Below are 22,680 nucleotides of genomic sequence, written 5' to 3'. Positions count from 1 at the left end.
GAGTGAACCACCTGATCCCTTCCCGAACTCAGAAGTGAAACCTCTTAGCGCTGATGGTAGTGTGGGATTACCCATGTGAGAGTAAGTCATCGCCAGCTCATTATTCGAAATCCCCCTCCGCTTATGCTGAGGGGGATTTTTTTTGCAAGGGGATGGGTTTGGTAAAAAAATACCCCATCATTCTAATAGAGCATTTTCAAAATAGAAATTATTTAAATTTCATTCAACTGTCTTCTTGCATGTTTTAATGCGCTTCTTAGCCCTTCCTCCAAAGTAGGATGGTAGAACGGTTTATTTAAAATCTCATCAATGGTTAAGTCTTCGGAAATCATCCAAGCGAGCAAATGTGCCATATGTTCTGCAGATTCTACTAAAAGTTCAGCACCTAATAGTTTACGTGAAGCTTTATCGATATAAATGTCAACAGCACCCGAGTTTTTACCTAGCACTAAGGCACGACCCTGTTTTTCATAAGAGATACTTCCTGTAATAAAATCAGTTTTCGTATCTGTCAGTTGTTTGAAACTTTGACCCACAGTCGCCATTTCTGGTGAGCTAAACACGATGCTTAAGGGAGTCAGTGTCTTTAAACTTTTAATTGCTGGATAATTTAAACAATTATGTACCGCACCACGCCCTTCATAGGCAGCTTCATGCTGAATAGGGGTGTTGGTATGAGCATCACCCACAATGAAAATAGGAGAATTGCCGAGTTGTTTGTTTTTAGGATGAATAGGAAGTTTTTTGAGATCTGTAAATTCTTGATCAACATTTAGCAGTTGCAGGGTGTCTAAATAGCTTTTACGACCTGTTGCAACAAGTAAATATTCTGTTTCGATACACTGAGTTTGATTATCTTCTTGGAAAGTTAAACTAACGCTATGTTTACTACGTTTCACTTGAGTCGGTAATATTTCAAATTTGATATCGAGACTTTGACTTATTTCATGTTGTGCTATTTTTTGCAGGTTTGGACTAGTCAGTGCGCCCACTTTGCGGCTACGTGCAAATACAGTGGTTTTCACGCCTAGTCTCTGCATGGCTTGTGCTAATTCAATGGCTATTACACCACTTCCAATGACTGCTAAGGATTGTGGTAATTGTTCCAATTCAAAAATTTGATCTGAAGTAATCAGTCGATCATCCAGTGCATCTTTCCACTGTGTATCAAAAGTTGGTGTGGAGCCTACAGCAACAATAAAGCTTTTAGCCTGATATTCTTTTCCATTTACAGATACGGTATTGGAATTAATAAAATGGGCTTGCCCAGAAATTTTATGTTCTTTTTTCCAGGTGTTAACATCTTTAAGTGTAGCTTGAGTAAAGTGATCCCGAAGTGTACGTACATGCTGCATGACTTTCGAGGTATCGATTTTTGAAGTGACAGATAGACCTACTTTATCAGCAGTTTGAATATCATGCATGCGATTAGCTGCGGAAATAAGCACTTTACTTGGCATACAGCCGACTCGGGCACAGGTCGTATCCCAAGGACCCTCATTAATAATAAGAATGTTTTGGGTATGTTTGATGGCTTCTTTATAGGCACTGATACCGGCTGTACCGGCACCGATAATAATGATGTCATACATTGTGAAATCACTCTCATTTTTTATAATTTTTAGGTTAACACACTAAAACATTTCAAATGCTTTTGTTTACATAAAGCACTATCTATGATTACATATCGAGCAATATTAATTAATAACAATCTCAAATTTTTGAGGGTTCTGGGGTTTATAAATGACTAAAAATATTAGCTTAAAATTGTCTACAGTAGCTTTAGCTGTATTGCTTGCAAGTTGTGGTGGTGGTGGCAGTGAGGGATATTTTAATAAGGAAGGTTCTAGTAATGGAACTACAACAGGAGGATCAACAACTGGAGGGTCAACAACTACTCCTGGAGAGACAGCACCATCCGCGTCTAGCTTAAAAATAGAATTATCTAAGCTATCAATGGCTGCTAGCAATGATTCAATCACCGTAATTGTTCGGGCTTTGGATGATAATAAAGGTGGCGTAGCTAATACAAATCTAGTTTTAAAAGTTATTGATTTAACAAATAATGTTGCTATTGAAGGAGCATCTTCTGGTGTGACTGATGCTTCAGGTAATGTTACCTTTGTTTTAAAAACACCTGCTGTTGCTAAAAATATTCAAGATTTAATTAAAAATGGTTTTACCATTCAAGCTCAAACTAAAGATGGCAAGCTTGTTCAAGAACAAACTGTAACAGTCACTGGAGATCAAAATTCATCAGCAGATACTACAAGTATCGTATTGTTTGAGGCAACTAAAGCAGCATTGAATGTTCGTGGTGATGAAACAACATTGACATTGACTGCTGTAGATGCAAATGGTGCAGTTCTAGCAAATCAGGCAATTACGCTAAAAGTGCTTGATGTTGCAAAAAATGGTGTGAAATTTGTTCCCAAAGCAACACAAACTGATGCTAATGGACAAATTAAATATACATTACAATTGTCAGAGGGTGCTAGAAATGCTTCTTATACAGCAGCACAATTTGTCACTGATGACTTGAATTTAGAGGCAAATTTTGGTCAGTCTACAACAATCTATAAATATAAAATCAATGTAGTAGATTCTGATGTGCCAACTCCTGTTGGGGCGATTACCGTTGCTTATAATCCTACTAAAATTGAAGACTCGGCAACGGGTGTTTATTACTACAAAAATGTTTCAGTCCAGGTCAATGATATAGATGGAAAGCCAATCGCAAACCAAGAAGTAACGATGGGAGTGAATCCTCTTGTTTATTATAAAGGGCATTTCTCTTTTGTGGATACCAGTGATCCTGCAGATGGTAAAGCAGATGAATATTTACAACTAAATGCTTATAGTTGTACTTCTCCTTCACAATTAGTTAATTTAGATGGTGAAGTTGTATCACAGTTAAAGCCAAAAAATGGTAAAAGTGTTCAGGTTGTAAGCTATATTAACAGTGAAGGAACAGCTGCTACTGACAATAAATATCGTACAGATGCTAATGGACGGTTTGACCTGAAAATTCAGTATCCTAAGATATATGCAGGATGGTTAAATGTGCAATTAACTGCGAAAACAAATGTTTCTAATCAGCTAATAAAAGGTTCTACTACTGTTGGGTTGAGTTACTTACTTTCTGATGTAGATGTAGGAAATTTAATTGCTCCGAATAAGAATAGTCCGTTTGGAGATTCATCAGATTGCTCTAGTCCCGATTAATAGAATAAAAAACAGCGCTTCGGCGCTGTTTTTTATTAGAGAGGCTGTTCCATTCAAAGAACAGTCCCGACACTTATACCAACGGTTGGACGTACATTCATAGAATTACACCCTGTTAGCAACAAAGTTGTAAATAAAACTGCAAACATCAATTTAATCATTGAGCAAATCTTGAGCCTTAGCTTGATTGAATAGAGCTGTCGAACGAGAGCCGCTACGACAAATCATCAAAATGGGTTTTGGGAGCTCATTATAATATTTGGCAAATTCTTTCACGTCTGTTTGAGAAATTTTACCACTAACGACAGGTTGGTAAACAACACTAACCTGAGATTTTTCAGCAATACTTCTAAGTTGCAGCACAGAAACTTCATTGCCTTGCTCTTGGTCAGGACGGTTCACAATGACAGATTTAAATTTTTGTTGTTTGATTAAACTTGAAAATTTATCTGTTGTCATTTGACCTGATACACTGACTTTTTCATTGAGCGTTTGGCTGTCTTGAGCAAAGGATGCTGTTGCACAATTCATGCAAAGTACCAATAATGCACGCTGAATGCACGCTGAATGCACGCTGAATGCACGCTGAATGCACGCTGAATGCACGCTGAATGCACGCTGAATGCACGCTGAATGCACGCTGAATGCACGCATTAATCATCCAATAAATCCATTTGTTTGGCGAGTTGATATAAGTTATTTGAACGATTGCCAGTACGGCAGAACATCAATACCGGTTTTGGCAGTTCATTAAAGTGATTGGCAAAGGTACGAACATCGACTTCGGTAATTTGACCCGCAACTACAGGTTGGAACACATAGTCTAAACCGGCATTGCGTGCAGCTTCTTCAATTTGTACACTTGTAGGCTGTTCTGGACCACCTTCCATGTCTGGACGATTGTTGATAATAGATTTAAAACCTTTTTCAACAACTTGCACGACCTGTTCTGGGCTAATTTGACCTGCAAAGCCGACATTTTCACTCATTTTGTCACTCCATCATTTGCTAAATAGATTTATGCTTTATGATAGCATTAAGCTGAAACCTGAGCTTAATCTGTTGAAATTTTTATAAGCGATTACAACCATAAAATAACGCAATGGAGCGCATATGCATTCCTATACAGTTGAGCCACTGTATGTTAATAGCGGGCAAGAAGTCATTGCTGCGGATTTCTATCGTCCAAAAACTGAACATAAACCTGCTGTAATTATTATGGCGCATGGTTTGGCTGCTTTACGTCAATTTAAACTGATTCAATATGCTCAACGTTTTGCTCAGGCGGGCTATGCCGTTGTATTGTTTGATTATCGTTATTGGGGTGGAAGTACCGGTCGTCCACGTGAACTGGTCTCTATCCAGTCACAGCTGGAAGATTGGCGAACCATGATTGCCCATATTCTGGAACGAAAATCGGTAGATAGCCGTCGTATTGTGCTTTGGGGAACTTCTTTAAGTGGCGGTTATGCTTTAAATCTGGCAGCCGAATTAAAGAATGTTCAAGCGGTTATGGTGCAAGTCCCCTTTGTGGATGGAACAGAAAGTGCCAAGCTTTATCCTTTACAACAACTCCCGAAAGCATTAAAAATATCTAGTCAGGACTATATGGGGGCGAAAGTAGGCATGTCTCCCAAAACATTGCCTGTAGTAGACCGAAAAGGTCTGTGCTTTATGCCGACTGCAGACAGTTATGAGGGATATCTATCCATCGTAAATCCGGATTATTTCTGGAGTGGCGAAATTCCAGCCCGAGTCTTTTTTAATCTGATCCGTTACCGTCCGATTCAGGACGTGCGTAAAATTAGTGTCCCGGTCTTATTTATTGCCTCCAAACTTGATAGCCTGATTCCCATTGAATCAAGTCGTGAAACGGCAACCAATATTGCCCCCTATGTGCAGTATCATGAATGGGATATGCAACATTTCGATATCTATCATGGGCAATGGTTTGAAAAGGCCATATCAACCCAATTAGAATTTTTACACCAACATATTGGAGTGAGCTAAATGATTATTGTCTGTCCTGCGTGTGGTGCTAGAAATCGAGTACCTGAAGAAAAACTGGAAGAAAATCCAAGCTGTGGTCAATGTAAACATGCGCTTATTCCTTTAGCTCCGATTGAACTGAATGAGCACAATTTCAGCAACTTTGTCACCCATAGTGAATTGCCGGTACTGATTGACTTATGGGCAGAATGGTGTGGTCCCTGCAAGATGATGGCACCGCATTTTGAACAGGTGGCCAAACAGAATCCACGGGTAATTTTTGCCAAAATCAATACTGAAACATCCCCTCGGCTGAGTGGGGCATTCAATGTCCGCAGTATTCCCACTTTAGTTTTGATGAATAAAACCAATGAAATTGGTAGAATAAGCGGCGCGCTACGATCTACAGAGCTACAACAGTGGCTAGATCAACATTTAAATGCCAATACTGGGAGTTAACGTGTCAGATACTCATGTAAAACCTGAAGGAACGCTTTCCCTTCAAACAATTGCGATGCCAGCAGATACCAACTGGAGTGGTGATGTCTTTGGCGGGTGGATCGTTTCACAAATGGATTTGGCAGGTGCAATTCACGCAGAGCGTTTTAGTAAAGGACGTTGTGCAACTATTTCAATTAATCAGATGACTTTTTTGGTTCCGGTCAAAGTTGGTGATGTGATTAGTTGTTATACCAAAATTTTAAAAGTGGGTAATACTTCTATTCAAATGCAGATTGAAGTATGGGATAGCCACGACAGTTCACGTGAACCGATTCGTGTCACTGAAGGTGTATTTACTTTCGTTGCCGTGGATGTCAAAGGTGCTAAACGCCAAATTCCGGCTGAATCCAAGCAGTTATTTGCTGCCAAGCAAGAATCAGCAGAATAAGATGTTTTGAGATTTTTCCCAAAAAAACCAGCAAAAGTGCTGGTTTTTTTTATGGCCGCAGTGCCATTAGAACATAGTATTTTTAGTGGCACTTTCTGCAGGAATCTCTTGCTGCACATCCCAATGTTCGACAATTTTTCCATTTTTAACACGGAAAATATCCACAATGGCGATTCCACGATCCTGTTTATTTTGTGTGGAATGGACATGTAAATAGACCAAGTCACCATCGGCGCCTGCACGTTTAATCACACTTTTTGCCTCCGGGTTGTCTTTAAAATATTGGGTGAAATAGTTGACGAAAGGCGCTTTTCCATCAGGAACATGTGGATTGTGCTGAATATATTGTGTGCCAATATAATGGTCAGCATAAGTTTTAACCTGGTGTTTCTGAAAGACCCCCTGATAAAAATCGACCACAATTTTTTTATTCTGTTCAGCCTGAGCATGATGCTGGGCAGAGGCTGTATGTCCCTGCGTTTTAGATGGGGATGCCTGAACTTGCAGGGCGGTAATACCGATCAGTAGGGCACTGAACAAGACAAAATTTTTCATGTTTAAACATCTCAATGATTCAAATATGATCTTATATTGAGCAGTTTAAATATTAGAAAATAGGCGGAATATGTGTGGCTTTGGTTTGGGTTAGGTAAGCATAATACTTACCTAATGGTAAGTTTTATTTACAATTATTTCTTTTTAATGGAAGATTTATCGACCCATGCCCACAGCATTTCACATTGAATCGGTTCTTCACCAGATTCATCAGTTACCTGAACTTTAACCAGTGTTTCACCTTTTTCTGTGCTTTGCATTAATTTCTGCTGCTCATCACTGAGGGTTGCGGTCGCAATCATGGCTCCTTTAGTTGGCTTTTTAAAATCGACCTTGAAGCTTTTGATCAGAACAATACAGGAATCCGGAACATTCATCCCGGTGACAAAACCGGTGGCTGTTTCCGCAATCAGTGCCATCGCGCAGGCATGCACCTGACCAATATGGTTTTGCATGGCACGATGATTTTCAATTTTAACCACGACTTTGGAATGGCTGACTTCCAGATAACGGAGATGGGCACTGCCCACCATCGGCACGATCCGACCAAATGCTTTGCTCCATAAAGTACTGCGAATACCTTTTGGTAGCTTGGATGTGGCTTTTACCAGTTTTGATAAGCGATTGGTCGGTGTCATGCGGTTCCTCGATTGCGATTACATCACAGCATTAGTCTTTGAAATTATTGAACTGTAAAGGCACACCAAATTGTTGCTCTTTTAAAAACGCCATCACTTGCTGTAGCGTATCGCGTTTTTTATCGGTCACACGAATTTTGTCGCCCTGGATGGATGATTGCACTTTCACTCCGCTTTCTTTAATGGCTTTATTAATTTTTTTCGCGGTATCTGAGTCAAGACCATCTTTCAGCTTGATCACTTGAATCACATTTTTACCTGAAGCGGTCATTTTTTGTGGATCAAGTGCCTGAATATCGATTTTACGTTTAAAGAAGTGGTTTTCCAGCATGCTGTAAACTTGTTCACATTGGAAATCGCTTTCCGTACTGATTTTGATTTCCTTGTTTTTTTCATTAATTTCAATAGAAACGTCTTGGCCACGGAAGTCAAAACGGGTCGCAATCTCTTTTTGCGTGTTTTGAACAGCATGATTTACTTCAAAAATTTCTAATTCAGATACAATATCGAAAGAAGGCATGGTTTAGACCTTTACAAATGGAAAGAATATCTGAGATGCTAGGGATGTTTTCTTCATTTGCCAAGTGTTGTTTACATCAAAGGAGTGCACAATGATCCGTAAGCAAGAAATTACAACATTTGAGTTCCCAGAAAATGCGATTATCTGGGATGTTCGCGATACAAAAGCCTTTGCAGAAGGTCATGTTAAAGGTGCTGTAAATCAGCCCATTGATAACCTGAATGCAAATAGCTTAACTCAGGTGGAGTCGGATCAGACTATTTACATTCTGTGTGGTGGTGGTAGTAAAGCACCACGTGCTGCTGAAAAGTTAGAAAGCTTAGATGGCTCACGTGAGTATGTTGTATTGATGGGTGGTACTCGTGCCGCACGCGATGCAGGATTCCCTTTAGAGCAGGGCGCTTAAGGAAAAAGCGCCGCAAGGCGCTTTTTTATTGGCTATGATATTTCCTCTCCCAAAGGGAGATGGCGAGGGTTGTTATATTCTTAAAATTAACCTTTCCCCTTGCACAACAGTGTTACTCATCTCCTAAGAGGAGAGGGAAAGAACCATTATTTATAAATTGAGCTTTAATTTTGTAGCTTAAAATAGGGCTTCTTGGCTTTTACTTTCTTTTCAAAACGCTTGAGGCTGAGTTTCTGCATCAAGCTTGCTGAAACTGGGCAGGCTTCTCCCAGAACCTGTGCCACTAAAATCTCACTACACAACGGGGCAAATAAAAAGCCCTTCGAGCCTAATCCGGCAAAGGTATAGACCTGTGGCATGTCCTTGATCTGTCCCAAGACTGGAAAATAGTCCTGCGTTTGTGCGCGTACGGATGCACGTCCTTGCCAGCTCTCTACAGGAGGAAGGGTTTTTGCGTATTCTGGAAAGACACTGTGGATAAGTTCATAGTTATGCACATGATCTTCTAGCAGCACTTCATCATCATCACGATTGGGATAAAAAGATGCCCCTAAAATCAGATGTTGTTCATCTAACTGCATGCAATAACCGCCATAGCTATAGGCCTGATCATTATCTAGCGGCTGTAACGCATTATTGAGCCAGCTGACTTGACCACGAATAGGTTTGAGCACAGGGAAATGTTCAAAGAAATTCTGGCTCTTGCCTGCGGCACAGACAATCACCTGATCAAATTCACCCAATTGTTGCCCTGAGGCAGAGATCAGTTGCACTAACGTATCCGTCTGAATATCGGAAACCTCGGCTTGCTGATAGTGAATTAATGGGTGCTCTAAAATCTGATCGCGCAATTGCTGCGGTGAAACTGCGCCCGCCTGCAAGAGATTCAGATTTGGATATAGTGTTGTAACAGCACTCTCTGTGGCTTGTTGGCTTTGAAGAATATCTTCTGGATATTGCTGAGCTAAGGCCAGTAACTCATCTGCATTTTTCAGAGCCAACTGGTTGACCTGAATCGGGCGAAATGCTTTAAATTTCGTATAATGATTTAAGGCATGTTGCCAGGCCAAGGTCATTAAGTGTTCTGAACTTTGTTCAATAGGGCAGAGTTTGGGATTCAGCAAGGCGAGAGGATTGCCAGACCCACCAGAGAGGGGTGCTGATTGGTCGTAAATCGTAATGTGATGACCACGCTGAGCAAATGCCCAGGCACAGCTTAAACCGGCAATTCCTGCGCCAATGATCGCAATGTGACGCTGTTTAAAAACAGCAGCCGGGTTTAGTTCAGTTTTTTTTTGAGTAGAATTTAAATCGTTTGAAGATTCAGATTGTTCTTCAGGGGCCTTCCAGATGGCTTTGAGCATTTCACGTTTATGTCCAAAACCACGCGGACGTGAAATGGATATGCCATGATTTTTTAAGCCACGTTTTAGTACACCGGCCACACTGAATGAGGCGAAGGTTGTACCGAAATCGGATAAACGCACAATGTTGTTTAAAACATTTTCTTCCCACATGTCCGGGTTGCAGGATGGCGCAAAACCATCCAGAAACCAGGCATTCACGGCATGCGTTTTTGCCATCACAGGGAACACATCATGTGCATCGCCTAGCCATAAATCCAAGCTGAAACGTTCATCTGGAAAAGATAAGCGGTGACAGCCAGCAATCGGCATTGGATATTGTGCAATCAGCTGTTCAGCCAAAGTTTGAAGTTCTGGCCAGGCATTTAAGGCACGAACCAGATCATCTTTGCTAAGCGGAAATTTTTCGACTGAAATGGCATGCAGATGGCTGTGATTATCTGGACGGACTTGTTGCCAGAGTTGCCATAAAGCCAAAATATTTAAACCGGTGCCAAAACCAGTTTCACCGACACAGAAATATTCAAAGTCATTCAGGTTGGCCAGGCGTGTCGATAAATCGTTGCCATTTAAAAACACATGTCGTGTTTCCAGCAAGCCATTATCTTTAGAGAAATAGACATCACCAAATTGTTTAGAAACGGGAACATCAATCCCATCAACCAGCTGCCAATCCAGATCGGCAGTGTGAATGCGACTAGACAAAACCTAAATCACCTTTAAATCAATCTAAAAAGAACCGCACTTACCACTGACGACGACGTTTGGTATAGACATAGCTGGCAATTAGAAAGCCCAGCAGGACACCCACGGCAATGGTCGCAGCGCCGTATAAAAACATTTGCGCACTACGTTCACTTTGCAAAACCTGAACCTGTACACCCAGACTGTCATTTTTTAATTGCAGTTCCTGATTTTGTGATAAGGCATCTAAATTGGCTTTTTCCAGCTGTTGTAAGCGTGTTGCTTGATCTTTGACTAAGGCTTTGACTTTGGCATCTTGTAAAGCTTTGTTCTTTGCCAGTTGCTCTGCAGTCAAGGGTTTGGCTTCTTGCGGCAGACCATTGGCATCCACGCTGCCGGCCGCAGGCAGGGTACCCGGTTTATTAGCCGGCAAGGTTTGTGGTTTGGGTGCTTGCGCAGCAGGTGTTGCAGTCGTTGCTTGAGCAGCAGGGGCTACAGCAGGTGTCGGAGCAGGAGCGGGTTCTACCGCCCAAGCTGTTGAACAGATTAAAGAGAAACCCAATAAGCTTGAAACTACAACACGCATGATTTTATCCTTGAGGGAAAGCTTTATTAAAAGGTTTCACATCAATATGACCATATACACCTTCCTTTAAAAAAGGTTCATCTTGTAGCCATGCATCCAGTGCTTCACGAGTTTCAAAGTCCACAATAATGGTGCTGCCATAGAAACCGGCTTGAGGATTGGCCGGGTCTTTCGGCATTGCGCCAGCCACAATTAAACGACCTTCATCATTCAATTTCTGTAGACGTGCCAGATGTTGCGGGCGGGTAGCTAGACGTTTTTCTACTGTACCTTCGTTATCTGTACAGCTTACGACGAATAAAGGCATATTCTTTCTCGATCCGTTGACCTGAATTATTCTTCAGGCGACTTAAAATATTTGCGCAAGACAATAAACTGAACAATGATAAAGGAAAACATCACAATCATGTCACCAAATGCGGTAAATTCGCCCCAATATTTTCCGCCAGCAAATAAAAAAGCGAAGAAAACATGTAAGAAAGACATGAATGCAAACATGGCCGCCCAGGCAAAGTTTAAATTTTTCCAGCCCTTAGCAGTTAAATTAAAAATTGGACCAAATAAACGCTGAATCAACGGTTTTTTATCTTTGGTAAAATAAGGCGAAAGCAGGAAAGCACCGGCAAAGACAATATTTAACAGTGCCGCTTTCAAACGGATATAAAAATCATCGCTCAGCATTAAGGTGATACCGCCAAAAATCACCGTCATAAACAGCACAATCCATTGCTGTTTATCCAGACGGAATTTTTGCATGACAAACAATGCGCCATAGACCACAAGCATGGACATAATCAGGCCGGTGGTTGCAACCAGAATGTTATTGTTATCTATACCGCCTGCGGAACCGATCAATTGTAATAATGGGTGATCAGTGTCTTTGGGATCAACAGTTTTATATAAATAAAAGAAAATAATGAGTGGCACAAAGTCTAAAAGTGCTTTCATGTTAGAGTATCTGGTATCTGATCAAATAAATGACATAGTATAAGTGATGCAAGGCGTAGATTTACATACACATAGTAATATTTCTGATGGAACTTTGTCTCCAGAACAACTTGTGCATGCAGCTCTTGAAAAAGGCATTCATACCCTTGCGCTGACGGACCACGATAGCATGGATGGCTTAAAATTAGCTGAAAAAGTTGCAGAAAATTTGGCGATCAAGATGATTTCCGGTGTGGAAATTTCCAGTCAGTGGTCACGTCCTTCCACCAAGAAAAATTATGGTGTGCATATCGTGGCTTTAAATATGCAAAATCCGGCACCCTTGCTGGCCTTGCTGGAGCAGCAAAAACAGATTCGGGCGGTTCGTGCCAAACAGATTTGTGATCTGTTGATTCCCTTGATTGGAGAAGATATTTACCGCGATGTGATTGCCAAAGTCGATGACATTCCTGACCGGGTGACACGAACCCATATTGCCAAAACCTTGGTTGAAAAAGGTTATGTCAGCCGTCCGCAACAGGCCTTTGATAAATATATCAAGGAAGGCAAAAAGGCCTATGTCAAATTTGATGGATTGGGTTTGCAGGAAACCATTCAGGTGATTCATGAGAGCCAAGGTTTCGCCGTGCTGGCACATCCGACGCGTTATGATCTGTCTGCGACCAATATTCGTTATCTGATTGAAATTTTTGCCCAGTTTGGTGGAGATGCCATCGAGCTTCCTCCCGCAATTGAACCTGCTTCAACCCGGCAGATGGTAGACCGGATGATTGAACAATTCGGGCTTAAGGTATCGGTAGGCAGTGATTTTCATGGCGACAATATGCCGTGGATCAAGCTGGGCAATATTCCGCGAGTCAAAGAAGGGCAAGTGGGGATTTGGGAGAGTTTTCGTTAATTAATATTTTAACCTCTCCCTAACCCTCTCCTAAAAGGAGAGGGAACTCCTCTCTTTTACAAAGGGAGGTTGGGAGGGATTTTATTGGAAAGAAAGATTTTTATAAAAGATTATGATCCTGCGCCTGAATCGGTGGCGGTGTTGGTTTACCTAAGGTTCCCAGCAATTCAATTTCAATGGTACGCACCATGGCATCTAAAGGCAGGTCATTACTTTGCGTGCCGAAAGGTTCTTCAATTTCTGAACTAAGCGCATCTAAGCCTAAAAAAGTATAAGCCAAAATCCCGACCATTAAGGGAGTCGCCAAGCCTAGGGTTGCTCCCAAGCTAAACGGCAACATAAAGCAGAAAAAATACACGGTACGATTCAGCAAAACCGAATAAGCAAAAGGTAGGGGCGTGGTCGCAATCCGGTCACAGCCGGTTTGCACCAGACTCAGTTCTGTCACATGTTGATTCATTTGCGTATAAATGATATCGGAAATTTCACCATCTTTTAGCGCCTGCATCAGCTCCCATTGAATCAGGCTTAAGGTATATTGCGGCGCATTGGCTTGCTGGTATAACTGGGTCAATGCCTGCTGACTCATGCCGCTGGTTTCAACCAGTGCCAGTGGATTGGCGGTTTGATGGCGCAGACGATCGCGCAACACATTGGCAAAGACAATCACATGCTGAATTACACGTTCGCGGCGGCCTTGACTGAGCATACGGCAGTCGCGGTCAAAATGTCGGGCATTGGCAATCAACATGCCCCAAAGTTTACGTGCTTCCCACCAGCGGTCATAACAGGCGGTATTTTTAAAGCCCAGAAAAATGGATAACACCACCCCAATTAAGGTAAAGCCTACTAAAGGAAGTTCTGGAAAATGAAAATATCCAATATACGATAAGCCACCAATCACCGCAGAAATTAGCATGACCACACCTAAAGGCGGCAAAACCTTAGGCAGAATGGTTCCGCGCCAGGAAAATAGCAGCTTAAATACGCCAGGTTGATCACGAACAATCATGTTATTAGTATCGTCAAAATTTTAATAATCTTCTGTGTTAGCCGGGTGTTTGTCAAGATTTGTTACAAGCAGTATTATCCTTAAATTAACCCGCGTTCAGCAAATGAACAGGTACCTTCAGGAGACACAATACAGTGATCTATTAAGCGGATTTCCAGTAACTGGCAGGCCGTTGCAATATGTTGGGTCAATTTGATATCGGCTTGTGAAGGAAGGTCCAGTCCATGGGGATGATTATGGGCAATCACGATACTGCTGGCATGCTGCTGAATGACATGGCGAAGTAACTGATTCATGGAAATTTCACACGAATTCAGCGATCCATAAAACATTTTTTTAAAGCTTATTTTTCTTAAATGCGGATCCAGACAAAGTACGGCAAAAACTTCCTGCGTTTCCCCCAGTAATTCAAATTTCAAAAAATCCAGTAAAGCTCTGGAGTTATTCAGTTCAATTTTTTCCTGTTTTAAATGCTGGCTCACATAGCGCCGTCCCAGTTCTTTAACCGCTATCAGCTGTGCATATTTTGTTGCACCTATACCATGAAACTGGCTTAAATCTTCAAGGGCGGCATCAAAAATAGGATTGAGTCCGCCAAAATGCTGTAACAGGATGCGTGACAGTTCTACGGCAGAATGCTGTTTCGAGCCTGAACGTAAAAAGATCGCCAGCAGTTCTGCATCTGACAGACTGGCTGCACCTTGCTGGATCAGTCTTTCACGTGGACGTTCTTGTTCTGGCCAATGTTTAATCGATGAATTCATTGTTTTTAGACTTTTTTGTTATTAGTAATGGTGGTGAGTCCCCGTTACTGACTTGGGGATCACTTTATTTAATGATATTGTGAGCGCCACTGCAACAGAAAGGTAGCCTGTTCGTGAGCTTCGACTTGAGTGTGATTCCAAATAAAAACATTGTATTAGCGGTCACTGGTGGTATTGCGGCATATAAAAGTGCCATTTTGGTCCGTCGTTTAAAAGATGCCGGTTTTAATGTACGCGTGGTCATGACCCAAGGGGCACAGGCTTTTATTACGCCATTAACCTTTCAGGCTCTGTCGGGAAATCCGGTGCATACTGAATTGCTTAATCCTGAAGCTGAAGCCGGCATGGGGCATATTGAGCTGGCACGCTGGGCAGATTTGTTGCTGGTTGCACCTGCAAGTTGTGACACCTTAGCGAAATTTGCTGCTGGTCTGGCAGATGACTTACTCAGTACTTTATATCTGGCGACCAAGTCCCCGGTTTGGGTGGCACCGGCCATGAACCAGCAAATGTGGGCGGCAAAAGCCACGCAGCGTAATTTAAATACTCTGGTGGAAGATGGCGTGCATGTGATTATGCCGGATGCCGGTTCACAAGCTTGTGGTGATGTCGGTTTGGGACGTATGCCTGAACCGGAAGATTTGGCTCGCCAAGTGACTGAGTATTTCCACAAAGCGCAGCGTGCCATTGCGGAAAAATTTGGTCAGCTGGCCGGTAAACATGTGGTGATTACCGCCGGGCCAACCCGTGAAGCGATTGATCCGGTTCGTTATATTTCCAACCATAGTACCGGGAAGATGGGCTTTGCCTTGGCAGCCGCCTGTTATGCAGCTGGGGCCAAAGTGACCCTGATAGCAGGTCCGGTGAGTCTGGATACGCCCAACGGTGTGCGCCGTATCAATGTGTCATCTGCAGTCAAAATGCTGGAAGTCAGCATGCAAATGCTGGATGAAGGCTGTGATATCTTTATTGCAACCGCGGCGGTAGCAGACTATCGCGTTGCACAAGTGGCCGAACATAAAATCAAAAAAGCCGGCGATGAGCTGAATGTGGCTTTAATTAAAAACCCGGATATTGTAGCCACCATTGCACAGCAACAAAAACGTCCGTTTATGGTGGGCTTTGCTGCGGAAACCCGCAATGTCGAGGAATATGCAGCCGGTAAACTGGTGGCGAAAAAACTGGATATGATTGCCTGCAATGATGTATCCCGTGCCGACATTGGGTTTGCCTCGGATGAAAATGCCATGATTGTGTTCTTTGCAGATCAATATCAAATGCAGAAACGTGATCTGGAAAAAGCCTCAAAACAGGAGATTGCGCAGCAGCTGGTCGAAGCGATTCATGATGCATTGCACCATGAAATAGAACCCGTCTAAAAAAAGCAGATGGCTGTGATGAAAATGCAACGAAACCGTTGCATTTTTTATGGAATTTAAACTATGTTTAAGGCTTAAAATTCAAAATCTCAAAACAACTAAATTACACCCCCTAGCCACAGTTTTAAACGGATCTAAAAGGACATCAACATGATCACAAAAACTTTAGCCAGCACAATCATGCTTTCAGTCGCTTTGTCATTCAGCAGTATGACTTTTGCAGCCAAGCTGGATCAGAATATGCATACGCTGGCCAAAAACTACAAGGCATTTAACAAGTCGCATAATCAGAAAGATGCACTCAAAGCACTGGATAATATGAAGGCTGCAGCCTTAGATGCCAAAAAAGTCAAATTAAAAACCAATGATGTAAAAGCACCGAGTTCAGACGTTTTATTTGATCAACTGGTAGCAGAGATTGATAAAACCAGAGCCCTAGTTCAGGCGGGTAAATTAGATCAGGCTAAAGTTGAAGGTAAAAAAATTAATGCAGTGAAAGAACAAGGACATGCGATTTATCATCCTAACTAATTTGATCTGCATGCGCGGTATCCGTTGATCTAAAGGATGATCAGACTTGCTTTATCTCACAGCAGATCAGACCGCTGAATCTCTTGGATTAAAAAAATGCCAGCCTATTTTAATGGGCTGGCATTTTTTGTTATGAGGCGGATGTAATCAATTTGAAGCCAGATCGGCCTGATTTTCTTTGAGATAATCTTCAGTACGCTGCATCGCTTCTTGAATATTAATTAACGCAGTTTCGACATCTTTTAAGGTCTTGGCATTGCCACCACTCAAGGCCTGACGCCATTTACGTGCACCCGGCAAGTTTTGGAACAAGCCCAAAATATGACGAGTAATAATCGATAGTGGTGCACCTTCCTGCATGCGCTGAGCAATATACGGCATCATTTGCGCCATAATATCAAAGCGGTTCGGCGCTTCCAGATTCCATAATTGTCCCAGTTCTGCCAGAAGGTAAGGGTTGTGATAAGCCTCGCGACCGATCATCACCCCATCGACATGTTTTAAATGTTCCTGAGTTTCGGCAAAGGTTTTAATGCCGCCGTTAATTTCGATGATCAGATTGGGACGTTCCTGTTTTAAACGATAGACATCTTCATAACGCAGTGGCGGCACATCGCGGTTTTCTTTCGGCGATAAACCTTGAAGTAGGGCAATTCGGGCATGGACAATAAAATTGTCACAACCCGTTTTGGCCACAGTATCAACAAAGTGCAGCATTTCTTCATAAGACTGCATGTCATCAATACCAATGCGGTGCTTCACGGTCACAGGAATGTCCACCGCATTGCGCATTTCACCTATACATTCTGCTACCAGATCCGGTTCTGCCATCAGACAGGCGCCAATTTTATTATTTTGTACCCGGTCGCTTGGGCAGCCGACATTCAGGTTGACTTCATCATAGCCCCAATCTTGAGCCATTTTGGTACAGGTGGCTAAATCTTGAGGATTGGAACCACCAAGCTGCAACACAATCGGGTGTTCTTGCTGATTGAAATCTAAATGACGGTTGGCGCCACCAAACAGAATAGCGCCTGTAGTCACCATCTCAGTATAAAGAATGATATTCGGGTTAAACAGACGGGCAAAAAAACGGTAATCCTTAGTCGTCCAATCCATCATCGGTGCAACGCTGATTCGCGGAGATTGAGCATTTTCAATGTTTTTGTTGATAGTCATTAAAAATCATACCTTTAATCTGTATTTCGCAACCTGCGAGAATCTGTTTGAGCCTGTGTTTAGGTGGGTTAATCGGTTTGCATTTACACCTAATTTTACACCATAATCAAAAAAACAGGTTGTGGTGTAAATTATGGGGTCAATTACAGCAAGGAAAGGCGCAGATGGTAAAGTTAACTATCGTGCTGCGATTCGAATCAATCGAAAGGGCTTTCCTACTTTCTCTGAAAGTAAAACATTTCACTCAAAGAAGTTGGCTGAAAACTGGGTTAAGAAACGAGAAATCGAAATTCAAGAAAATCCTGATATTTTACTTGGCAAAGAAAAGCTGATTGATCTGACCTTATCAGATGCCATAGATAAATATTTGGATGAAGTCGGGAGCGAGTACGGAAGGACGAAACGCTATTCTCTGCTCTTAATTAAGAAGCTACCAATTGCGCGCAATATTATCACAAAAATAAAGTCAGTACATTTGGCCGAGCATGTTGCTTTAAGGAAGGGAGGAGTCCCTCATCTTGAACTAGAACCCATCGCAACTAGTACACAGCAACATGAGCTTTTACATATCCGTGGGGTACTTTCTCATGCTGCTGTTATGTGGGAAATGGATATTGATTTAAATGGTTTTGATAAGGCTACGGCTCAGTTAAGAAAAACACGTCAAATATCATCCAGTCAAAAAAGAGACCGACTTCCGTCAATGGATGAGCTGATTGCACTGACGAAGTATTTTACAGAGCGATGGAAGCTAAACCGTTATGGTTCTAAGTATCCAATGCATTTGATTATGTGGTTTGCAATTTTTTCATGCAGACGTGAAGCAGAATTAACACGATTATCTCTTCGAGATTATGATTCACATCACTCAACATGGAAAGTGCATGATCTCAAGAATCCAAATGGCTCCAAAGGCAATCATAAATCATTTGATGTCCTTGATGCTTGTAAGGAAATGATTAAAAGGTTAAGGCAGTCAGAAGTTCGTGAACGGATGTTGAAGCTTGGGCATGATGAAAACTTACTATTACCTTTAAATCCTAAAAGTTTGGGTAAAGAGTTCAGAGACGCTTGTAAAATGTTGGGTATTGATGATTTACGCTTTCATGATTTGAGACATGAAGGCTGTACACGCTTAGCAGAACAGAGCTTTACTATTCCTGAGATTCAGAAGGTGAGCTTGCATGATTCTTGGAGTAGTTTACAGCGTTATGTGTCGGTGAAGGCAAGAAGAAATACTATGCAGTTAGAAGAGGTGCTACGCCTCATCGATGAAACGTAGCATAATCTTTAGAAGCTTCTGAATACTTACTGTCTAAAATATCTGCCAGATCTCTAATGTGCACCAAAAAAGGTGCACGTTTACTTTGATCTATTTTAAAAACTGAGAAAGGGAACTCTTGATTATTCGCCTTTCTCAGTGCTTCAGCTTTACTAAGATGAGGATAATAGTCTGCAACAATTGTCATTAGTTCAATGGTCATAGAGCGATACTTCATAAATAGATAGTCTGATGTATTTAGCTTTATAGCCCCCATAATTATTTTTCCTGAACTGTTTAATGATTGATGTTTTTATCGTAATAATTACAACTTTAAAGTTATATAATTGAGGTGAAGTAAAAGATTACTGTACTATAATGATATGTTAATCTATTGAAAATTAATGAATAGTTTGAATTGTTGTTTTATGGCATATGTTGATGTAGGTGAGTTAGAATTTTTTGCTTTTGAGGTATGTCAGGCCTTTCTTAGGTACTGTACGAAATTTGAACGGGAGTATGATATTGAGGCTCCAGATCGTGAAGCTTTGGGTCTTCCTCATTTACAAAATCCTGAGAGAAATTTTACAGAAGATGAGTTCGATAAAATTTTTCAGATTATGCGTTACCCGTATATGGTTGAGCGATTTGGTACAACTTATTCAAGTCACGATTTTCTAAGAGTATTATCACAAGTATTTGATTTATTAAATAACTATGAGGGGCTTTCAGAGAAAAAAATAAAAATAGAATATCAAGAGATACTGAACAGATATGCATTAATGAATGTTGATATACTGTTTAGCAAAAAGATCCACACCCGAATTAGGGGAGTGCGTGGAGCGCATAAACGATACTCAAATGTACTTTATAAAAAGCATCAGGTTATTTTTGATTTTATGCGGAATAAGGCTAAAGTACAGGGGAAATGGGCGAATCTGAATGCTGCTGTTGAAAGTGTTTTGCCAGAACTCGATATTGAATTAAAAAAATTTGATAAAGACTGGATTTTATTAAAACTGGCAGAAAAAACCAAAGAGCTGGAGCAAATAGAACAAGAATTTGAAAAATATAAAGCTCATCCGCCACGCTATAAGCTGGGTTCAGCTAAAATTATCACTGCAACCCGACATGAAACCTATATAGGTAAAATAAGAGCGCTAAAGGTCGAGTGCCGGGATTTAGATAAAGCTTTGGAAATGGATGATCCATCATTATTGCTAAAAAAACAGCTTCCATTCAATACTGCGTATCAGCCAGAAGTCATTAAAAACTTGTTAAGAAAAGAAACAGATCTTCTGGCTGATATACTGATTTAACTTCAAAAAATGTTACTTCATTTTCAAAAACTGTACTTGGTATTTCTTAGGTTTTCCATCAGTATCCGTCATGCATTCGGTATAGACTTTTTCAATGATGAAATCTAATACGTCTGGAATAGATTTATTAAAATATTCCGCTAAGTTTTTTAATTGCTCATGTCTTTCTTTTGTTAATGGGAGATGATGAGGTTTTTTAATTTTGCCAGAATCTCTAAATTTCTTTTGAGACCAAGTTTTTTTCATTTTAATTAAAAAAAGCTCTTTAGCTTCTTCAGATGTTAAGTAGCCTATTAAGTCTATTGAAGAAATAATACAGTCGTACCGTTGTATATCATTAATTGGTAGAATGGGAAATGCGGCTAATTTATATGATTTTTTTAAATAATCCCATGCCCAATTTATTTGATCTTTATTCTTTGAATCTATCCATTTAGTATGTTCTTTTTTATATTGTAAATTTGACCACATTGTTTTTATATCATTTATTTGATTTATTTTTATTTCTTTTGTTGTATTTAGCTTGTCAATAAAATCTATAAAATAATCATAGTTGTTGGCAAAAAATAAGTTAACAAAAAGTATGTTATTAAATTTTAATAACATGTTGATAGTAAATATCAATAATTGAGAGTTTTGAGGGTCTTTAGCCCAATTCAAATCATTTTTATTAATTAAGAACTTATCTTTATTAATTAATGATGATTTGTAGATTTCTTCACCATTTATACTGTTGTCAAAAATATTAAATATAATTTTTCTTTTTTCTGAAACAGAACTGTATCCAACTTGAGGATACTGTATATGGAGTTGTTGAAAGTTCCATAGCCAATTGATATCCCTATCTGTAAAACCACGATTATCTTTATATGACAATGCATCTTTTCCTGAAATCATTGTTATCGCCTTGTAGAATCTTTAGTGGAATTATAAGTGAATTATTTAAGATATACGAGTGGTAAATTAGTGTTTTATTGATGTTGAAATATGTTTTTTATAATTATAAAACAATAACTTATAATGTTTTTGTGATTTTCATTTTAGAAATAGTTAAGTACTTGGCGAATATTGGGTGAAGTGATTGGAAAACTTTCTAAACATGAGTAAAAGCTCTGACTTAACTTTAGCTTGATCCATGCAGTCAAGAATCGACCTTTCGATGGGACTAAAAGTAAAAATTCATTTCTGTAATACGATGCTTTATTTATAGAGTATTAATGGGTTTTTAATATAATGAATATATATCTGTTCTTGATGTTAATATATATCTTAGCATTAGTATATTTATTATATTAAACACTTAGGTTTATTACATACCATTTATTTGTATGTAAAAGATAACTTAATGCCTAGTGATATGTGTTAAACATTCACTAGGATATTATATGTGCTTAATTCTATCAAATGATAATGAATCAAAAATCTTGATTGATGTAGATCAGTTTATACAGTCAATATATAAAAATGAAATTAATGAAACTCTGTTTAAGAGTATATTGAATGATCTAGTTCCTAAATTTAAAGCAGTTTATAAACCCCATTTAAAGTACAGTGAAAGTGTCTGTGTCTTTAAGAGAATGGTGTGCTCATTAGATGAAATATTGCTTGGAACTAAGAGCATTGATGATTTAAGTAATTTCGAATTACGTTACTTATGGAACAATGCTTTATATTATTTCAATGATGTTAATTTAGAGTTACTAGGGTTTAAGAATCAGGAAAGAAAAAATCGTAATGGTTTAGAAGAATATCTAACTCAGCTGACTAAACACTATTCTAAATTGCTGTTTATACGCATTGATTTAAGTATAGCACTAGAGCACCAGCATGAAGTCGGTATAGAGCGGTTTAATCATTACCTACGTATCTTCATTAACCGTGTACAGAATCAAGATACCTGTTTCAAAGACCTACAGGGGTATGTATGGGCTATTGAACAAGGGGAGAAAAAGGGTTATCACAGCCATGTATTATTGATCTACGACGGACATAAGCACCAAAAAGATTTCGGTATGGCCATACAGGTTGGGCAATGCTGGACTAAGATAACAGAGGGTAAAGGTTATGTCTTTACTTCTAACTCTCCTGAGTACAAAGAACGCTTTAATCAAAAAGGCATTTTAGGCATTGGTATGATTTATCGTAACAATCCTCAACAAGTACAAAATGCAATCAATGCTGCAATGTATCTGGTCAATCCTGAAAAAGACCACCAGCATCTTCGGGTTAAAGTAAGTGGTATGCGGACCTTTGGTAAAGCGCAGTACGTGATTGATAGTCGACGAGGTTGTAATGTCTCCGCCTTACCCGAATTTAAAGGCTTCAAACTGTGTGAAGATTACTCCTAGGTAAAATGGATGTGTAATGTATTACAGCATTACATATCTTATGTAGAAAGGAACAGTCAGATAGGTTTTGGTTCTTTATCTGACATATACACAAACTCATCAAACCATCCGCTAAGGAATTGCAAAAGTGCATATTCTAAAAGCGGACGTTTCAACTTTGGATAAGCTGGATATTTTTGATTCAT

26 protein-coding genes and 1 rRNA gene are annotated in these 22,680 nt (G+C 40.1%); 12 read left to right on the top strand and 15 right to left on the bottom strand.

What is annotated here, in order from left to right; all coding sequences use genetic code 11:
• A 5S ribosomal RNA gene (gene rrf / locus FB6_RS11105) occupies positions 1-98 on the top strand; the annotation flags it as partial.
• 114 nt (positions 99-212) lie between these two features.
• Here rrf and FB6_RS11100 read toward each other — a convergent pair.
• A complete protein-coding gene (locus FB6_RS11100; RefSeq protein ID WP_174560057.1) occupies positions 213-1,592 on the bottom strand; it encodes a dihydrolipoyl dehydrogenase in 1,380 nt (459 codons plus the stop codon).
• Between the two features lie 151 nt (positions 1,593-1,743).
• Between FB6_RS11100 and FB6_RS11095 the strand changes: the two genes are divergently transcribed.
• The gene (locus tag FB6_RS11095) at positions 1,744-3,225 is read left to right on the top strand and encodes an Ig-like domain-containing protein (RefSeq protein ID WP_174560056.1); all 1,482 of its coding nucleotides are present in this window, start codon (positions 1,744-1,746) and stop codon (positions 3,223-3,225) included.
• A 153-nt stretch (positions 3,226-3,378) separates the two neighbouring features.
• On the opposite strand, the gene FB6_RS11090 is transcribed toward FB6_RS11095, so the two are convergent.
• Positions 3,379-3,756 carry a beta-lactamase hydrolase domain-containing protein gene (locus FB6_RS11090; protein WP_174560061.1) on the bottom strand — a complete coding sequence of 126 codons (378 nt, stop codon included), beginning with the start codon at positions 3,754-3,756 and terminating at the stop codon, positions 3,379-3,381.
• A 122-nt stretch (positions 3,757-3,878) separates the two neighbouring features.
• Complete coding sequence (locus tag FB6_RS11085; protein WP_174560055.1) at positions 3,879-4,214, bottom strand: TIGR01244 family sulfur transferase; 336 nt, start codon at positions 4,212-4,214, stop codon at positions 3,879-3,881.
• Between the two features lie 124 nt (positions 4,215-4,338).
• On the opposite strand from FB6_RS11085, the gene FB6_RS11080 reads away from it, so the two are divergent.
• Genes FB6_RS11080 through FB6_RS11070 form a run of 3 tightly spaced genes read left to right on the top strand, consistent with a single transcriptional unit; the run spans position 4,339 to position 6,103 of the window.
• Positions 4,339-5,235: an alpha/beta hydrolase gene (locus FB6_RS11080; RefSeq protein ID WP_174560054.1), complete on the top strand. Its 897-nt coding sequence runs from the start codon at positions 4,339-4,341 to the stop codon at positions 5,233-5,235.
• Positions 5,236-5,673: a thioredoxin TrxC gene (trxC, locus tag FB6_RS11075; protein WP_174560053.1), complete on the top strand. Its 438-nt coding sequence runs from the start codon at positions 5,236-5,238 to the stop codon at positions 5,671-5,673. It abuts the gene before it with no gap.
• Positions 5,674-5,728: 55 nt separating this feature from the next.
• A complete protein-coding gene (locus FB6_RS11070) occupies positions 5,729-6,103 on the top strand; it encodes an acyl-CoA thioesterase (protein WP_438819972.1) in 375 nt (124 codons plus the stop codon).
• Positions 6,104-6,169: 66 nt separating this feature from the next.
• On the opposite strand, the gene FB6_RS11065 is transcribed toward FB6_RS11070, so the two are convergent.
• From FB6_RS11065 to FB6_RS11055, 3 genes are all read right to left on the bottom strand, one after another.
• Positions 6,170-6,658 (bottom strand): ester cyclase, encoded by a 489-nt coding sequence (locus tag FB6_RS11065; RefSeq protein ID WP_174560051.1) that lies wholly within the window; start codon positions 6,656-6,658, stop codon positions 6,170-6,172.
• Between the two features lie 134 nt (positions 6,659-6,792).
• Positions 6,793-7,296 carry a DUF4442 domain-containing protein gene (locus FB6_RS11060; protein ID WP_174560050.1) on the bottom strand — a complete coding sequence of 168 codons (504 nt, stop codon included), beginning with the start codon at positions 7,294-7,296 and terminating at the stop codon, positions 6,793-6,795.
• A gap of 31 nt (positions 7,297-7,327) precedes the next feature.
• Positions 7,328-7,816: a YajQ family cyclic di-GMP-binding protein gene (locus FB6_RS11055; protein WP_111858789.1), complete on the bottom strand. Its 489-nt coding sequence runs from the start codon at positions 7,814-7,816 to the stop codon at positions 7,328-7,330.
• Positions 7,817-7,907: 91 nt separating this feature from the next.
• Between FB6_RS11055 and FB6_RS11050 the strand changes: the two genes are divergently transcribed.
• On the top strand, positions 7,908-8,222 hold the full coding sequence (locus FB6_RS11050) for a rhodanese-like domain-containing protein (protein WP_174560049.1): 315 nt from the start codon (positions 7,908-7,910) through the stop codon (positions 8,220-8,222).
• 164 nt (positions 8,223-8,386) lie between these two features.
• Here the strand turns inward: FB6_RS11050 and mnmC are convergent, their stop codons facing one another.
• From mnmC to FB6_RS11030, 4 genes are read right to left on the bottom strand one after another with little or no spacing between them, the layout of a single operon-like run.
• A complete protein-coding gene (gene mnmC / locus FB6_RS11045) occupies positions 8,387-10,291 on the bottom strand; it encodes an FAD-dependent 5-carboxymethylaminomethyl-2-thiouridine(34) oxidoreductase MnmC (RefSeq protein WP_174560048.1) in 1,905 nt (634 codons plus the stop codon).
• 40 nt (positions 10,292-10,331) lie between these two features.
• Complete coding sequence (locus FB6_RS11040) at positions 10,332-10,856, bottom strand: hypothetical protein (protein ID WP_174560047.1); 525 nt, start codon at positions 10,854-10,856, stop codon at positions 10,332-10,334.
• Between the two features lie 4 nt (positions 10,857-10,860).
• Entirely contained in the window at positions 10,861-11,163 is a 303-nt protein-coding gene (locus FB6_RS11035; protein WP_174560046.1) for a YciI family protein, read from the bottom strand.
• Positions 11,164-11,189: 26 nt separating this feature from the next.
• Positions 11,190-11,804 (bottom strand): inner membrane-spanning protein YciB, encoded by a 615-nt coding sequence (locus FB6_RS11030; RefSeq protein ID WP_174560045.1) that lies wholly within the window; start codon positions 11,802-11,804, stop codon positions 11,190-11,192.
• Positions 11,805-11,850: 46 nt separating this feature from the next.
• Between FB6_RS11030 and FB6_RS11025 the strand changes: the two genes are divergently transcribed.
• Positions 11,851-12,702, top strand: a complete 852-nt coding sequence (locus tag FB6_RS11025; RefSeq protein ID WP_174560044.1) for a PHP domain-containing protein — start codon at positions 11,851-11,853, stop codon at positions 12,700-12,702.
• 100 nt (positions 12,703-12,802) lie between these two features.
• Here the strand turns inward: FB6_RS11025 and FB6_RS11020 are convergent, their stop codons facing one another.
• Together FB6_RS11020 and radC are read right to left on the bottom strand one after the other, a co-directional pair.
• Positions 12,803-13,714: a bestrophin family protein gene (locus tag FB6_RS11020; RefSeq protein WP_174560043.1), complete on the bottom strand. Its 912-nt coding sequence runs from the start codon at positions 13,712-13,714 to the stop codon at positions 12,803-12,805.
• Between the two features lie 80 nt (positions 13,715-13,794).
• Complete coding sequence (radC, locus tag FB6_RS11015; RefSeq protein ID WP_174560042.1) at positions 13,795-14,478, bottom strand: RadC family protein; 684 nt, start codon at positions 14,476-14,478, stop codon at positions 13,795-13,797.
• A 113-nt stretch (positions 14,479-14,591) separates the two neighbouring features.
• Here radC and coaBC point away from each other — a divergent pair, with 113 nt between their 5' ends.
• Both coaBC and FB6_RS11005 read left to right on the top strand, forming a co-directional pair.
• On the top strand, positions 14,592-15,857 hold the full coding sequence (gene coaBC, locus FB6_RS11010) for a bifunctional phosphopantothenoylcysteine decarboxylase/phosphopantothenate--cysteine ligase CoaBC (protein WP_174560041.1): 1,266 nt from the start codon (positions 14,592-14,594) through the stop codon (positions 15,855-15,857).
• A gap of 150 nt (positions 15,858-16,007) precedes the next feature.
• Entirely contained in the window at positions 16,008-16,388 is a 381-nt protein-coding gene (locus tag FB6_RS11005) for a cytochrome b562 (protein WP_174560040.1), read from the top strand.
• A 147-nt stretch (positions 16,389-16,535) separates the two neighbouring features.
• On the opposite strand, the gene dusA is transcribed toward FB6_RS11005, so the two are convergent.
• Positions 16,536-17,567 (bottom strand): tRNA dihydrouridine(20/20a) synthase DusA, encoded by a 1,032-nt coding sequence (dusA, locus tag FB6_RS11000; protein ID WP_438819970.1) that lies wholly within the window; start codon positions 17,565-17,567, stop codon positions 16,536-16,538.
• Between the two features lie 133 nt (positions 17,568-17,700).
• Here dusA and FB6_RS10995 point away from each other — a divergent pair, with 133 nt between their 5' ends.
• Positions 17,701-18,849, top strand: a complete 1,149-nt coding sequence (locus tag FB6_RS10995; RefSeq protein WP_174560039.1) for a site-specific integrase — start codon at positions 17,701-17,703, stop codon at positions 18,847-18,849.
• Here the strand turns inward: FB6_RS10995 and FB6_RS10990 are convergent.
• A complete protein-coding gene (locus FB6_RS10990) occupies positions 18,833-19,105 on the bottom strand; it encodes a pyocin activator PrtN family protein (protein WP_174560038.1) in 273 nt (90 codons plus the stop codon). The two genes, FB6_RS10995 and FB6_RS10990, sit on opposite strands and share 17 nt — an antisense overlap.
• 127 nt (positions 19,106-19,232) lie before the next feature.
• On the opposite strand from FB6_RS10990, the gene FB6_RS10985 reads away from it, so the two are divergent.
• Positions 19,233-20,147, top strand: a complete 915-nt coding sequence (locus FB6_RS10985) for a hypothetical protein (RefSeq protein WP_254592234.1) — start codon at positions 19,233-19,235, stop codon at positions 20,145-20,147.
• A 12-nt stretch (positions 20,148-20,159) separates the two neighbouring features.
• Here the strand turns inward: FB6_RS10985 and FB6_RS10980 are convergent, their stop codons facing one another.
• Positions 20,160-21,044, bottom strand: coding sequence for a hypothetical protein (locus FB6_RS10980; RefSeq protein ID WP_254592233.1), 885 nt, complete (start codon positions 21,042-21,044; stop codon positions 20,160-20,162).
• Positions 21,045-21,748: 704 nt separating this feature from the next.
• Between FB6_RS10980 and FB6_RS10975 the strand changes: the two genes are divergently transcribed.
• Positions 21,749-22,495, top strand: coding sequence for a YagK/YfjJ domain-containing protein (locus tag FB6_RS10975; RefSeq protein ID WP_368034411.1), 747 nt, complete (start codon positions 21,749-21,751; stop codon positions 22,493-22,495).
• Positions 22,496-22,680: the final 185 nt, after the last annotated feature.

This window comes from Acinetobacter bouvetii (assembly GCF_902753875.1).
GTDB classification, from domain to species: Bacteria; Pseudomonadota; Gammaproteobacteria; order Pseudomonadales; family Moraxellaceae; genus Acinetobacter; species Acinetobacter bouvetii_A.
This window is presented reverse-complemented; position numbering and strand designations above follow the sequence as displayed.